10 protein-coding genes are annotated in these 14,853 nt (G+C 50.4%); 6 read left to right on the plus strand and 4 right to left on the minus strand.

The window, feature by feature from the left end:
- Window positions 1-163: 163 nt before the first annotated feature.
- Window positions 164-1,153, minus strand: a complete 990-nt coding sequence (locus EU556_RS14540) for an aldo/keto reductase (protein ID WP_135434880.1) — start codon at window positions 1,151-1,153, stop codon at window positions 164-166.
- Between the two features lie 448 nt (window positions 1,154-1,601).
- Here EU556_RS14540 and EU556_RS14545 point away from each other — a divergent pair, with 448 nt between their 5' ends.
- The 5 genes from EU556_RS14545 to EU556_RS14565 all read left to right on the plus strand — a co-directional run bounded on the left by EU556_RS14545 (window position 1,602) and on the right by EU556_RS14565 (window position 10,115).
- Window positions 1,602-2,351, plus strand: a complete 750-nt coding sequence (locus tag EU556_RS14545; protein ID WP_135434881.1) for a hypothetical protein — start codon at window positions 1,602-1,604, stop codon at window positions 2,349-2,351.
- 51 nt (window positions 2,352-2,402) lie between these two features.
- Window positions 2,403-5,174 carry a TonB-dependent receptor gene (locus EU556_RS14550; RefSeq protein ID WP_135434882.1) on the plus strand — a complete coding sequence of 924 codons (2,772 nt, stop codon included), beginning with the start codon at window positions 2,403-2,405 and terminating at the stop codon, window positions 5,172-5,174.
- A gap of 194 nt (window positions 5,175-5,368) precedes the next feature.
- A complete protein-coding gene (locus EU556_RS14555; RefSeq protein WP_135434883.1) occupies window positions 5,369-7,759 on the plus strand; it encodes a hypothetical protein in 2,391 nt (796 codons plus the stop codon).
- A gap of 166 nt (window positions 7,760-7,925) precedes the next feature.
- A complete protein-coding gene (locus tag EU556_RS14560; RefSeq protein ID WP_135434884.1) occupies window positions 7,926-8,393 on the plus strand; it encodes a DUF4112 domain-containing protein in 468 nt (155 codons plus the stop codon).
- A gap of 285 nt (window positions 8,394-8,678) precedes the next feature.
- On the plus strand, window positions 8,679-10,115 hold the full coding sequence (locus EU556_RS14565; RefSeq protein ID WP_135434885.1) for a tyrosine-type recombinase/integrase: 1,437 nt from the start codon (window positions 8,679-8,681) through the stop codon (window positions 10,113-10,115).
- 543 nt (window positions 10,116-10,658) lie between these two features.
- Here EU556_RS14565 and EU556_RS14570 read toward each other — a convergent pair.
- The gene (locus EU556_RS14570; protein WP_135434886.1) at window positions 10,659-11,336 is read right to left on the minus strand and encodes a recombinase family protein; all 678 of its coding nucleotides are present in this window, start codon (window positions 11,334-11,336) and stop codon (window positions 10,659-10,661) included.
- A gap of 271 nt (window positions 11,337-11,607) precedes the next feature.
- Between EU556_RS14570 and EU556_RS14575 the strand changes: the two genes are divergently transcribed.
- Window positions 11,608-12,819, plus strand: a complete 1,212-nt coding sequence (locus tag EU556_RS14575; protein ID WP_135434887.1) for an ImmA/IrrE family metallo-endopeptidase — start codon at window positions 11,608-11,610, stop codon at window positions 12,817-12,819.
- Window positions 12,820-13,692: 873 nt separating this feature from the next.
- On the opposite strand, the gene EU556_RS14580 is transcribed toward EU556_RS14575, so the two are convergent.
- Both EU556_RS14580 and EU556_RS14585 read right to left on the minus strand, forming a co-directional pair.
- The gene (locus tag EU556_RS14580; RefSeq protein WP_135434888.1) at window positions 13,693-14,292 is read right to left on the minus strand and encodes a hypothetical protein; all 600 of its coding nucleotides are present in this window, start codon (window positions 14,290-14,292) and stop codon (window positions 13,693-13,695) included.
- A complete protein-coding gene (locus EU556_RS14585; RefSeq protein WP_135434889.1) occupies window positions 14,289-14,663 on the minus strand; it encodes a hypothetical protein in 375 nt (124 codons plus the stop codon). Before EU556_RS14585 ends, EU556_RS14580 begins: the two co-directional genes overlap by 4 nt.
- Between the last annotated feature and the right edge of the window lie 190 nt (window positions 14,664-14,853).

The raw sequence follows: 14,853 nt of genomic DNA on the forward strand, positions 1-14,853 counted from the left end.
GCCGCTTCATTTCTCCGTGGCTGCTCACTATGGCTGCTGAAACCTAAAGCAACAAAACGCCCCTGAACTGAACGTCAGGGGCGTTTTGCGTTTGCGAAATGGTGGTTACTGGCCTAGCAGTGCTAGGCTCAGTTCGTGGCCACAACATTTTCCATTTTACTGGTTAGCCGTTTACAGCACCCATCATTTGCTCGGGGTAGCGGAGGCCGGCGGCAGCTTGTTGTGGGGCAATCTGGTCGATGCGCGCCAAGTCATCCAGGCTCAGCTGGATTTCGGCGGCTCCTACGTTCTCCTCCAGGTAAGGCACCCGTTTGGTGCCCGGGATTGGCACAATGTGCTCTCCCTGCGCCAATACCCAGGCCAAGGCTAGCTGCCCCGGGGTTACGCCCTTTTCCTCCGCCATTTCTCGAATCCGGGCAACTAAATCGAGGTTCTTCTGGAAATTCTCGCCCTGAAACCGCGGGGTATGACGCCGGTAGTCATCCTCGGCTAAATCTTCAAACCGCTGAATTTGCCCGGTCAGAAATCCGCGGCCGAGGGGCGAGTAAGCCACAAAGCCGATACCCAACTCCTGGCAGGTCTGCAGTAGTTCGTCTTCCGGGTCGCGGCTCCACAGCGAATATTCTGTTTGCAGGGCCGTTATGGGGTGCACGGCCTGCGCCCGCCGGATTGTATCCGCTGCCGCTTCCGATAGGCCTAGGTACCGCACCTTGCCCTCTTTTACTAGCTCAGCCATAGCTCCTACCGTTTCCTCAATGGGCGTGTTGGGGTCGACGCGGTGCTGGTAGTACACGTCAATATAGTCGGTACCCAACCGGCGCAAACTGGCCTCACAAGCTTGGCGCACGTACTCCGGCCTGCCGTTGATGCCGCGCTTGGTAGGGTCGTTCGGGTCGCGCTGAATTCCGAACTTGGTGGCTAATACTACTTTATCACGGCGTCCGCGCAGGGCTTTGCCCACCAGCTCTTCATTGGTGTAGGGGCCGTACATATCGGCCGTATCAAAGAAGGTAACGCCCAACTCCAGAGCACGATCCAGAGTGCGCAAGCTTTCCGCATCATCGCGGCCCGCGTAAAAATCCGACATGCCCATACAGCCTAGGCCTAGAGCAGAAACTTGAGGCCCCTGGGGACCTAAGGTGCGAGTTTGCATAGTAGCGTTAATTAGAAAGGAAGGGATTCGACCGCCGTTGCTAGGGCAGCCGACACGTGGCATAAAACAGGCAGCTTCCTTTTCAGTTCGTGGAATCTGGTCTATATCCAGAAAAGTTGTTTCTTTAGCTCTAGTATAGCAATGCGGTAATAAGCTCTAGGCCGGTTGCTTTTAGAGTAATTGCCGTGTAATAGACTATCGGTAGTGTCATGCACACGGTCTGGTGTTACGTTACTACCCGTTTTTGAAGCTTTAATACAGCAGACATTTACCTGCTCGAGTATTCTGATACCGCCGTTCTTTCTACCTCACAGGTGCCCAATCTGACTATCCTGGATTATTCTTCAGCAAGCTAGTTATCAAGCAGAGCACCGCGTTATCAACTCCATTTCTGACTCCTGCCGCCTGTCTTACCTTGGCTGCTTTGTTGTCATTCAAGCTTCCCTACATGAACAAATTATACTTATTCGGAGCCATTACTTCTGGTTTACTAGTCGCCCACCCAATCTACAGCCAGACTACAACCAGCGAATCTTCCCCGGCTCTGACTTCTGTCGCAAATTATCGTCAGAAATATGCAGAGGGCATCGATATCAATTCACGCTTGTATAACGGTCCCGAATATATTTTTTACGATAAATATTATCGCAATAATACCGGGCATCAGTTTTTCAGTAAAGCCGAAGAACAGCTAGGCAAGATCGAGTACGATGGCCAGCAGTTTACGAATATTCCCATTCTATATGATATTCACTTAGGCCAGGTTGTCCTAACGCATCCTAGCAGCACATTAAAGTTTCGATTGGTGAATGAAAAGGTTAAATCCTTTTCGCTGCTAGGCCACACCTTTGTCCGGTTAACTACACCGACCGTAGAAAAACCACTTATTACAACCGGTTTCTATGATCTGCTCTTCAACCAGGGCTTGCAAGTGTATGCGAAATGGGATAAGGAAATGAAAACCAAGGCAGAACAAGGCGTGGTGCACGCCATATTTACTGAGCATGTAAACTACTTTGCATATAAAGACACTGCGTATTACCGTATTAGTAGCATTAACGACTTAGCGAATTTATTCCCCGACAAAAAATCAGATATTCAAAAATTTGCCAGGAGCAATAAGTTAAAATTTAATAAAGCAAATCGAGCCGCCACGCTTGTTCAACTGGCGCAGTACGCTGTTTCAACAACACGTTAATTAACACTCGTATTCTTTTTATTTTTTTCGACTGCCCCCTATCGCCTTTCCATGAAAACACTTTATCTCCGATACTTATTATTTCTTTTATGCTTTAGTGGCTTTTCAGCCTACAGCCAGGTCGCTACTTCTCCCTTAATCACTTTAAATTTAGATAAGGCTCCTTTCGAACAGTTCGCCAAGGAAATAGAAGGCCAGACTTCGTATCGTTTCTATTTCGATCCGGCGAACGTGCAGAAAATTACCGTCACGGTACATGAAACTGCCATTCCGCTCGACACGGTTTTGCGGCGCACCTTTAAGGGCAGTACGCTCCGCTTCGCAGTCGATACTAGAAACCGGGTGTTCATAACGGAAGGCTCGCCTATCCGCACAGAATTGCCCATTGGATACTTCAAACCTGATGGCCAAGTGGCCTACGAAGATGAGCCCGCCACTGCTGAGCAAAGTCCGCGGGCAAAAGCACGCTCCGGCAGCACGCTTAAGGCCACGGTTGCGGAGATAGGCCTACCGGGCTCTGCTACGGGCAAAACGGCTACTCTGGCAGGCCACGTGCGCGAAAGCAAATCAGGCGAGCCCGTCATCGGGGCTTCGGTGTTTATTGAGACGCCCAATATTGGCACTTCCACTGACCAGTTCGGCTATTACTCCCTTACCCTACCCGTCGGCCGTCATGAGCTCAAAATTCGGGGCATTGGCATTAAGAACTCCAAGCGGCTGATTATGCTCAACAGCGACGGTAAGCTGGAACTGGAGCTAGAGGAGGACATCAATACCCTGAAGGAAGTTGTAATTGAAGCCGAGAAGGACCGGAACGTATCGGGCATGCAAATGGGGGTTGAACGGCTCGATATTAAAACCATCAAGCAAGTTCCAACTGCTTTTGGCGAAGCTGATATTTTGCGTGTAGTTCTTACGTTGCCGGGCGTGAAATCAGTGGGGGAAGGCAGCACGGGCCTCAACGTGCGCGGTGGCGCTACCGACCAAAACCTGATCTTGTTTAACGACGCCACGGTGTACAATCCCTCGCACTTGTTTGGCTTTTTCTCGGCCTTTAATCCGGATATTCTAAAATCGGTTGAGCTTTACAAGAGCGGCATTCCGGCGAAGTATGGTGGCCGCCTTTCCTCGGTGTTAGATATTGCCACGCGCGACGGTAACAAGAAGAAATTTTCGGGTGCAGGTGGTATTGGCCTGCTCACGAGCCGCCTTACACTGGAGGGGCCCATCATCAAGGATAAAACGTCCTTTATTGTAAGTGGCCGCACCAGCTACTCCGATTGGGTGCTGCACAAGCTACCTAACAGTAAGCTCAAGCAAAGCTCCGCTTCCTTTTATGATGTAAATGCCCACATCAGCCACGAGTTCAGTGAGAAGGATGCGCTTTTCGTTACGGCTTACAGTAGCCACGACCAGTTTAAGCTAGCTAACGATACGCTCTACAAGTATGAGAATCTTAACGGCAGCGTCAAGTGGAAGCACATCTTCAATAACAAGCTGTACGGGGTGCTGACCGGCGCAATGAGCCGCTACCAGTACAATATCACCAGCGAGGAAAACCCGGTGAATGCCTCTAGGCTGCAGTACAAAATTGGGCAGACCAGCGCTCAAGCCGACTTCAACTACTTCCACAGCGCCAAGCACACCTTCGATTTCGGGGTCAGCTCTATTCTCTACGACAACATGCCGGGCAGCCTCTCGCCCCTTGGTGCTGAGTCGTTGATTGTTCAGGATGTGTTGCCGCACGAGAAAGGACTGGAAAGCGCCCTCTATGCCTCCGACCGCATTGATTTTTCTCCGCGTTTCTCGTTATCTATTGGCTTGCGCTACTCCCTGTACAATGCGCTGGGTCCCCGAGACGTGTACCAGTACGTGCCTGGCGTTTCAAAAACGGAGAACACCATCACGGATACCGTTTCTTACAAATCGGGACAAGTGAGTGCTACCTACCATGGACCCGAGTATCGCCTATCGGCCAAGTATGCCCTCTCCGACAACTCCTCCGTGAAGCTGAGCTTCAACCGCATGCGGCAATACATCCACATGCTGTCCAATACCGCTTCTATGTCGCCAACCGATACCTGGAAGCTAAGCGATACGCATATCCGCCCACAGGTTGGCGACCAGATAGCCCTGGGCTACTACCGCAACTTCAAGAGTAATACCATTGAAACCTCGGTGGAGACCTACTATAAGGTCATGCACGATTTTGTGGACTACAAAAGCGGCGCCACACTCCTACTGAACCACCACATTGAAACCGACGTGGTGAATGCGGAAGGTAAGGCCTATGGGGTGGAAGTGATGGTTCGGAAGGTAACGGGCAAAATAAATGGCTGGGTGAGCTATACCTATTCCCGTTCCCTGGTGCAGGTTAATTCACCGGCTACTTCTGATGTAGTGAATGGCGGTAAATACTATCCCAGCAACTTCGATAAGCCCCATGACTTCACCATGATTGGGAATTACCGGTTTAGCCGCCGTTTCAGCACCTCCCTCAACTTTACTTACAGCACGGGTCGGCCTATTACACTACCCCTGGCTAAGTACACTATTGGTAACTCTACCCGGGTGTATTATTCGCAGAGAAACGAATACCGCGTACCCGACTACTACCGCACCGATTTTGCTTTCAATATCGAGGGCAACCACAAGGTGAAAAAGCTGGCGCACAGTTCCTGGACGCTCTCTGTGTACAACCTAACGGGCCGCAAAAATCCTTATTCCGTGTACTTTAAATCGGTGAACGGACAGATCAAGGGGTATCAGTTGTCTGTGTTTGCGCAGCCTATTCCTAGTGTTACTTACAACTTCAAGTTTTAACCTACTAGGCCTAGCAGCAGTCTTGCCGTCTGTTAGCTAAATTCTTCGGCTTACCTAGTTGCCCGCTGAAGTAGCCCACGACCGCCTTCACACCGGATAAGGGCCTATATCCTACTCTGAGCCACATTTTTACCCTCATGCTCTTTTATCCAATAGCCCCCCGATATCGTCGTTTTACTGTTGCTAGTGCTAAAGTGGCTTTGCTCGGCCTGTTGCTTGGCCTAGGCCTGCCAGCTGCTCATGCACAAACCGACTCTCTACGCGCTATCACGAAGCACTTCACGGCGTACAGTCAGCGGGCCCTGCAAGAAAAGCTCTTCCTCCACCACGACCGGCCCTTGTACCTGAGTGGCGAAATCCTATGGTTCAAAATAAACGCCGTAGATGGCGCGCAGCATCGGCCGCTTGATGTGAGCAAGGTGGCCTACGTGGAAGTGTTAGACAAAGACCAACGCCCGGTACTCCAAACGAAAGTGGAGTTGCAGCAGGCAAAGGGCCAGGGCTCCCTATCCTTGCCAGCTTCGTTGGCATCGGGCAACTATACACTCCGGGCCTATACCAGCTGGATGAAGAATTTTCCGGCGGAAAATTTCTTTCAGAGCACCATTACCATTATCAACACCCGCACTTCACTAGGCCTGAAAAGCGCCAAGGATACTACTTCCTACGCAGCGCAGTTTTTTCCGGAAGGAGGCGCCTTGGTGAAGGATGTTGCAAGCAAAGTGGCCTTCCAGGTTGTTGATAAAGCCGGCAGAGGCCTAGCGGCCACCGGCACGCTCGTAGACCAGCGCGGCGTAGTAGTGGCCTCGTTCAGTACGCTCAAGCACGGACTGGGGAGCTTTATATTTACTCCCAAGGACGCTGGAGCAGTTTACACAGCCGTACTTACGCTACCGTCCAAGCAGGCCTTTTCCCGCAAGCTGCCCGCCGTGGCACCGCAGGGAGTAGTGCTGCGGGTAGAAGACCTCAGCCCCGATCAACTCAAAGTAAGCATTGAGTCGACGATAGCCGGGCGCTCCTCCGAGGAATTACTGCTGCTAGGCCACTCCCGGCAACAGGTGTCGGTATCGGCGGTTACTCGTTTGCAGGAGGGCAAAGCTACCGTACTCGTCAGCAAGAAGGAGTTAGCCGAGGGCATCACGCACTTCACGCTATTCAACCAAGAAAAGAAACCCTTGTGCGAGCGGCTATATTTCACGCGGCCAGCCCACCAGTTGACCATTGCCGCCGCTACCACCCAGAAGACCTACGGCACACGCGCCAAAGTAAATCTGCAGGTGGCTACTACCTCAGCTCAAGCCCAAGCGGTTCCGGCTACTGTATCACTGGCCGTTTATCGGCTTGATTCCTTGGCCTCCCCTGCGCAGCCCACTATCAACAGTTACTTGTGGCTTACCTCTGACTTGAAAGGAGCCATTGAGAACCCTGATTATTACGTGAGTGCCACGGGCCCAGATGCAGCACTGGCCGCTGATAATTTGATGCTCACGCATGGCTGGAGTCGCTTTCGTTGGACGGACGTCCTATCTGCCCCTACTAAGCGCTTCACGTATGCTCCAGAAGTAAATGGGTTACTGGTTATGGGCCGGGTTACGCAGGTAGGAACGGGCAAACCAGCCCCGGATATTATGACGTACCTGGCCTCCCCTAGCCGTAAAGTCACCCTTTATAACTCTATGAGTAATGCGGATGGCATTATTCAGTTTGAGCCCACGGGGCTGTATAGCACCAATGACCTTATTGTTCAGACCAATACCCAACGGGATAGTACTTACCAGATTGAACTGCTGAATCCGTTCTCGCTGCAGTACCCTAAAGCGCGGCCGGTACCGTTCGCCTTTTCAGAGCAGAACCAGCAGGACATTCTGAACCGCAGCCTGGAAATGCAAACGCAGAATGCCTACTTCGGTAAGCAACAGGCCCTTTACCGCCGGCCTCTGGCCACTGATAGTACGGCCTTCTATGGCAAACCCGATGAAAAGTACAACCTCGATGACTACACCCGTTTTAAGGTGCTAGAAGAGGTCATGCGCGAATACGTGCCCGGGGTGCAAGTGCGACTACGCAAAGATGGCTTTCACTTCATGGTCATGGACCATATCAACAAGGCGATATTCCAGGAGAATCCCCTTGTGCTGCTCGACGGGGTCCCGGTCTTTAATATCAATAAGATCATGGCCATGGACCCGCTGAAAATTCAAAAGCTGGAGGTGATGACGAGCAACTATTTTCAGGGTGCAGCGCGTTACAACGGCATTGTGAGCTACAGCACGTACAAGGGTGATCTGGCCGGTTTCGAGCTTAATCCACGGGCGCTCATTCAGGAGTATGAGGGGCTGCAGTACCAGCGGGAGTTCTACTCTCCCAGCTACAACAGCGCCGAAGAAAAACAGCGCCGTCTGCCTGACCTGCGCAATCTGCTTTACTGGAACCCAGAGGTAACTACCACCGGCACTAGCCCCACTACATTGGAGTTTTACACCTCTGACCAACCCGGCACGTACGTGGTGGTGGTGCAGGGGTTGTCTTCCGATGGGCTAAGCGGCTCTGCACGCTACCAGTTTGAAGTGAAACCCGCCATCTAGGCCAGCCCAACAGCTGCCCGAATGCCCAGCAAGAATGTTTCTTGTCTGGGCATTCGACTTTAGTGGCCTAGCAACTGACCAGCCTAAGCCACTTCATGAAGGCACCTGTTTACTCTGCCTTCTAAACGCCGTATGGAGGATTACTTCTCCTTTCCTCCCTACCACTATGAGCACTTCTGACCAAGATAACCGCCTGCAATGGGTAGAGCGCGTTTCTCACTTGATGGACAGCCAATTCCGGGTTCCGGGCACTAGCTGGCGCTTCGGACTTGATCCGCTGATGGGCTTGATTCCGGTAGTGGGCGGCTTGCCTTCACTGGCTATTTCCGGTGTTCTCATTCTCACGATGATGCGGCACGGTGCCAGCGGCCAGCTGGTAATCCGCATGCTGCTAAACGTCATTTTCGACACAATTATCGGCGCCATTCCCGTGGTCGGCAACATTTTCGACTTCGCCTATAAAGCCAACGACCGGAACGTGCGCCTGCTGCGCCGCCACTATGCCGAGGGTAAATACCAAGGCAGCGGCAAGGGACTAATTTTACTGTCTATCAGTATTTTATCTATCATTGGAGGACTAATTATATGGGGTTCTTATGAGCTAATCAGATGGGTTTGGGCTTACTTACAATAACCAGATTTGATACACGCTTGATACATACACTAGCTGCGCAAGTAGCTGGTATCTAATTTATTTGGACTAACTAACTCAACTATAAAAAATCCTAAAAATAGACATGGTTGAAAATCTAAACAAAAGCTCTTATGGCAGATGCTGCAACGGAGCTTTCTACGTTTAGCCAGACCCTATGATGAAAAAAACAGAGATGTAGCGTATTATTTATACATCTTGCTATATTGCTTTAGACGTGTAATCTTGCTGCCGCAAAAGCTCAAATGAGCTATCGGCACGAAGACCATGTCAAAATTATCCTACTTGCTTCGCACCAATAAGTCTGGGCTGGTTACTATATCTATCAAGCACACCCATCATCAGCACATAGACAAGGTGCCCTTTGTTAAGGCTGCGAATGTTGTTGTCTTTCCTAATCAGTTTGACAAAGACAAGGGAAAGGTATTAGGTCGCCCAGACGCCACTGAGCTGAATAAAAAGATTCAGGTATTGGAAAACAATATCAATTTGGCTCTAGAATTATGCCGTAGTCGTGGAGTTGAGCCGTTTAAAGCTGCCCTTGAAGAAGCGTACACAAGCGTAGTGGCATTCGAGCAGGCAAGAGCAGAAAGTAGTCGGCTGTTGAAGGAAACCGCCCCACGTCTTGTGCTAACCTTGCACCAACAACTCGAAGAGGCACAAAAGCTGGTAGCAGAATTAAAGCAGCGTATTGAAATTCAAGAAGCCTTTGCGGGCAACATACAACCCCAGAAGCTCTTCACCGCCTACGTTAAACTGTTTATTGGGAAACACAAGAATACATTGAGGCAGCGTTCACAGGATAACTACACCAATGTGCTGAATGCTGTCAAAGAGTGGAATCCACGCTTGCGCATTGATGAAATTACTGTGGAAACGTTGGAAGCCTTCAGAGACTTTCTGCTTACAGAAAAGAAGCAACGGGTCAAGGACAAGGAAGGCGAATTCGTCGTAGGGCTACGCAATGGCACCGTGCGCGAACTTATCCAGAAATTTAAGAGCGTTTATTACTTCTATGCTGAGCAGGCAGGCGTGGACGACTCTAAAATTCGCAAGTGGAAGCATGGAGTCAAGAGAAAGCAAAACCGAAAAGTAGTATTCCTCAACTCAGATGAGTTGAATCTCATCAAAGGATTAACATGCTTAACTGAAAGGGAAAAGCTACACCGCGACTTTTACGTCTTTATGGCGAATACGGGACTGCGATTTGTTGATGCGCGCCGCGTGACTGAAGCACATATAAATGACGATAAGATTGTCATAGTGCAGCAAAAGGTGAGTGAAGAGGTTACCATCCCTTTAACTGCTGATGCTCTCGCCTTGCTTCAAGACTATAAGTTCGATTTCTCAGAAGTGAAATACACCGCACAGGTCAGCTATTACATGAAGCGCATATTGGAACGACACGACCTGCTTGGTCAGCCTCATGTACGCACCCACTTCAAACAAAATCAAGCGAAGGAAGAAATCAAGCCTAAACGCGACCTATTGGGAGCACATACAGCACGAAAGACATTCATAAATATTGCACTCGAAAAAGGCACTAAAATCACGAGTATCAAAAATATTGTTGGTCATGCAGAGTTGAAGATGATACTCGACGTCTATGGAGACGGTACAATGAACGAGAAAGAATTAGGTAAAGCCTTCATTATGCCTCATAAGGCTATAGAAGCAAATCTTGATATGAAGGCAGTAGCTTGAATTACCTTTCTAATCAGCTAATAGAAGGTCCTTAACCACCTGAATGTAGGCAACAGATTGAAGCATATCACTTCTTCCGCAGCCTCTCCCTAACTCACAAATCCTCTCTTTCAAACCTGCACTTATTTAACACTATGCGAGTCGACGACCGGTGTAAATGGCTAAAGTACCATGATATCAAAGACGCCCATAAGCTTATTTACGACTTTATGAAAAAGGAATTTTTCAAGGATAGATTAAATATGAAAGTGGAGATTGAATATACCCACTGCGGGCGGCGCCGTACTGTGTATATTAGCAAGGCATACACGTGGGACCGAAAGCATTATAGAAGCTCAAAAACGCTTATTGGTGGTAAGACTGCCTATTTGTACATTACCGCTGCTACTAGAGAGCAATACCACATGCTACTTGGTGACTATCAAGCCGTGTTACGACGGCGCAAGCTCGAGCTACTGATAGAAGATTAAATTAAAATTGAATATACCTCTGTTACCTTTCGTATAGACAAATTTCCTACTTCTACTTGCTTCAAAAAGCTGATTAAGCTGTTTTACCCGAAGTTTTTGCTAGCCTCAGAACTTGTACACTGGTAAATTTTTTTCCGCGGCGCGTCCGATATCCTTGTGCATTTAATACAGCAGCAATATCGCGCAATGTGTGACGCTGAGGATTCTGCAGGATAAGGTCTATGATATAAGTTGCTTTCACGTTTGCCTCTGCCATACGAGCATTGAGTTGCATAGCAGCCCGTCCCAAGGCACGTGTTTCGTCTGTAAAGTTGGTCGCATTTCCGAGTTCTTCGCCTCTCGCTCTCTTGGCTTGCAACGCGGCTCGCGTGCGCGAGCTAGTCAGCTCTCGTTCATACTGGGCTATCGTGGCAAATATACCAATGGTTAGCGTGTTCGCGGTTGGCAGGTCAGCAGCAACAAAATCCACCTTCGTATCCATTAGATTGAACAAGAAGGACACCGAGCGTGAAAGACGGTCTAGTTTAGCGATTAGTAAGGTGTAACCATTACGCTTGCAGTCCGCAATAGCTTGAGCGAGGATAGGTCGATTATTATTCTTGCCCGATTCCACTTCCACATATTCCCGAATGATGGCACTCGTACTATCGATGAATGTATTGACTATCGTGCGTTGTGCTTCCATTCCTAACCCACTCGCTCCTTGCTTAGCGGTGGACACGCGTATGTAAGTAACATAGGTCTTTGTCATGGGAACAGAGGTAAGGGTCAAAGCAGTCAAATAAGTCTGCTACATACTGACAACGGACGTGCTAAGAATGTAGCATAGTTATGCGGCGGTTTATTTTCAACAGTCTTACCCGATAACATTTGTAGCCCATTCTTATGAAGCATTAATCAAAATCTATTTTCAATCTATGCTGGGGCATTACGACGATGAATATAGTTACGCGATTTCACTAGCAATTTAAGTTGCAACTAAATTAGCCATCGGAAATACGTCCTGTTCGTAAATCATCCATATGAACACCACTGCGAAAGGCGATGCGTTTGAGGAGAAAGCTTACAGGCTGATTGAACAAGCGGTGCAGAGTGGTCAATTAGGAATCCTCCCGCAGAGCAGCAGGGTCTTCAAAAAGAAGAAATATTACTCCCGTGACCGGGAGACGGATATTATTTTCGATTTGGCAATTGAAGTATGGTTGCCGGGTGCGCCGACCTACTCCTTCCTTTTTATTATCGAATGCAAAAGCTACAGTCACCCTGTACCTGTTAATGATGTAGAAGAGTTCTATGCCAAAATCGCCCAAGTTGCGGGCGTCAACGTCAAAGGGGTCTTCATTACGGACAGTACTTTTCAGGAAGGGGCATTCAAGTATGCCCGTGCCAAAGGCATGATGCTGCTGGAAACCAGCAGTGAAGGCTACACCATCCGGCTTCCCAAAAAAGCGCGTCCCGCAGCACCGCATGCTGAGGAAGACCCGCTGGAAATTGCCCTGCAGGTCCATCTGTTTCTGGCTAACCTATTCGCCCCGGCGACGGAGCAGGTACCGGGCTTGCGCTACTGGTCAGCGGCAGCCCTTGAGAACCGTGCTGTGGCACTACTGGGCAATTACAAGCCCTCCTTACTGAAAGAATACCGCCCAGTAGATTTGAGCGGCTTCCTATCCCATCTGGAGGCAACCTACGGAGTTCGGGTTGAAACCACGATGCTACTGGGGCACGATGCCCAAGGCAACGACATACTGGGGGAATTCGACGTAGCTGCTTCCGTCATTTACATTACCCCCGCTATCCGGGATACTCCCCGGTTTGCTTTCGTTCTCGCCCACGAACTCGGGCACTTCTTTCTGCACCGTGAGCTGCACCTGAGTCAGCAGCTCTATGACAGTTTCCGGGACTCTGCCTACAACGTGGCACTGGGCAGGCATGAACTGACCAATCCCAAGCACTGGATTGAATGGCAAGCCAATCAGTTCGCTGCTGCGCTACTGCTGCCTGAGGACGCTTTACGGGTCCATCTGATTGCCTATCAGATACACCTCGGCATCTCCCGGAACCGGGGCACCATCTACTGTGACCACCAGCCCGTAAACCGCGAAGACTACCGGTCCACTTTAAACTACCTTGCGCAACGGTTTGGCGTGAGCAGGACCGTCATCAAGTACCGCCTGCATGCCCTGCACATTATCGTCAGACCCGGACATGCCCGCTGGGTCCGCCAAGGGCGCTGATGAATAATTTTGAGTTACCCGCCTCAGCGCGAGCATTCTTTCTCCCTCTCGATTAGACCATCTGCCTCGTAGAAACCATGTGGTAAAGCTGGCAAATCTACCCACGGGTACAGGGGACCATGCTCGGGACGGGGACACATCATAATAGCCATCCTCACCCCATCCGCTCGCAGCAGGACCACACTAGGCGTGGCTGACACGAGTTCCCGGCACGCACTGCACCAGACTTTCAGTTGCAATTCGTTCTCAGCAGTCAGTATCAGGTCCCCGGCTTCGTTGCAAAGCCAGTTCAGAATGGGAGTAGGCATAAAGAAGCTTGAGGTTGTGACGGGCAGGACAGCTCAGGGTCGTAGGCGTCAGACTGCCGGGCTTACAACAATTCAGGCTGAAGCTTAATCTCCTTGCCGATAACCACGTACCCTGCGGGAAGGGTAGGGAGACGTTCAATAGTCTGGATATCATGCTCAGGACATATAATCCATCCATCCACGGCACCGGTACTGTATTGCCGGTGTACCGGACCTAGGGTAGCGTGAACCACATCACCATGTGCCGGGCAGAAGTACTCTTCCACCTGCGGGAGGCGGCAGGTGTCCAGCAGCAGGATTCCTCGCTCGTCCCTAAGCCATTTTAATACACGGGTAGACATGATGATATGCAGTGATATATTAGTACATATCCCCGGTTTTTTTACCGGTTTGATGTTGTGGTGAATGACGTCTTTATATCAATTGTCGAGCCGGCAAGTTCTTAACTACACTGTGCAGTGTGTATATAGCAATCTTTTCCTACATATTTTATCTACTCCGCCTTAAGCGGTTGCAGATTCAGCACCCCTACTCTATTTGATTTATCGTACTTGGCAACGCTCTTTTAGTAGCGCCAGCTACAGTGTACGGTAAACGGGGCAGGACGTAACGCGTGGATAGCAGCGTCGAGCAGAAGTATTCTACCCAAGCCGTAATCGAGGCGAGTGTAGGTGTTGGTGTCCCGAGCAAAGGCAATGCGTTGCCAGATTATCACCCGGTCCTTTTCCTTGTGCAAATTCAAGGGATTCAGCGCACAGGCTAGACGATAATCCTCATTCATCCTGAAGGTTACCCGTCGCACTTCGCCAACCCGCATGCTGGCTAACTGCCGGATAATAACGGGTGAAGACCTGATATGGGCACTGTCGAGATGCAAGTCCCGCCCCTTCCCTTCCCAGAGATAATGCCGTATGATGGCTCCCCCCTCAGGCGAGATGATATGTCCCCCCAGCGCAATAAGCTTGTATAAGGCGATAAGCTGTACCCGTTCGCCCCACGTCAGTTTACCAGTACGCAGGTAGCGAACTGCCAGCCAGTTAAAATGGGCACTGACAGCCCGGTCAAATACTCGACCTGCCGGGGTGGCAAGCATGGTGGCAAATAGCCCGGCGCTCAGCCAGCTTACCAAGACGGTGTTACGGAACCAGCGGCGGTACTTCCTCATGGACATTGGCAGTAATCCGAATATTGGCGTGGGTCACGGGGCTCGGGGGAACGGCTAAGCCGGACAACGAACCGCTGCTTTTCCGCACTGACAGCGACGTAGATGTAGGAGTCTTCCTGTATGGCGCGGTGGGGTGCTGACTCGTTGAGCTGGCGCACGATGCGGCGTGCCAGTTTGCCCGGCTCCCAGCTTTCGACGTAGTACAACGTCCCGATGAGCTCGGCATTGTGCTGCTCCGGGTCGTGGTACAGCGAATCCCGCACGTTCATGCGCCGGTTATGCACGGCGGCACTGTACATCAGGTTGGGTTCAAACCGGGCTGCGGCAGCGTGTAGGTGTCGGGCACGCCGGTATTCGTTGAGGGCAGCCACATACTCGGTGTTCAGCTTCAGTAAGAACTGATGCTGCCACCAGCATGCAGCAGGCGGATTTATGGATAAAGATTGGGCACAAATTCGGGTGCTCCACATTGCCACAATGAATAAGCATGAGAGAAACCTTGCCCTGTTCATGACCTGCCCGCAATGTTGTGGTTGGCAACCTGTTCTTACTGACCTGATT

This window comes from Hymenobacter fodinae, from assembly GCF_004745825.1.
GTDB lineage: Bacteria > Bacteroidota > Bacteroidia > Cytophagales > Hymenobacteraceae > Hymenobacter > Hymenobacter fodinae.

Excerpts from the sequence above, each read along its gene's own strand:
- EU556_RS14565 (WP_135434885.1), top strand. The coding sequence starts at position 8,679 with ATGTCAAAATTATCCTACTTGCTTCGCACCAATAAGTCTGGGCTGGTT.
- EU556_RS14580 (WP_135434888.1), bottom strand. The coding sequence starts at position 14,292 with ATGAGGAAGTACCGCCGCTGGTTCCGTAACACCGTCTTGGTAAGCTGG.
- EU556_RS14545 (WP_135434881.1), top strand. The coding sequence starts at position 1,602 with ATGAACAAATTATACTTATTCGGAGCCATTACTTCTGGTTTACTAGTC.
- EU556_RS14570 (WP_135434886.1), bottom strand. The coding sequence starts at position 11,336 with ATGACAAAGACCTATGTTACTTACATACGCGTGTCCACCGCTAAGCAA.
- EU556_RS14560 (WP_135434884.1), top strand. The coding sequence starts at position 7,926 with ATGAGCACTTCTGACCAAGATAACCGCCTGCAATGGGTAGAGCGCGTT.
- EU556_RS14540 (WP_135434880.1), bottom strand. The coding sequence starts at position 1,153 with ATGCAAACTCGCACCTTAGGTCCCCAGGGGCCTCAAGTTTCTGCTCTA.
- EU556_RS14550 (WP_135434882.1), top strand. The coding sequence starts at position 2,403 with ATGAAAACACTTTATCTCCGATACTTATTATTTCTTTTATGCTTTAGT.
- EU556_RS14575 (WP_135434887.1), top strand. The coding sequence starts at position 11,608 with ATGAACACCACTGCGAAAGGCGATGCGTTTGAGGAGAAAGCTTACAGG.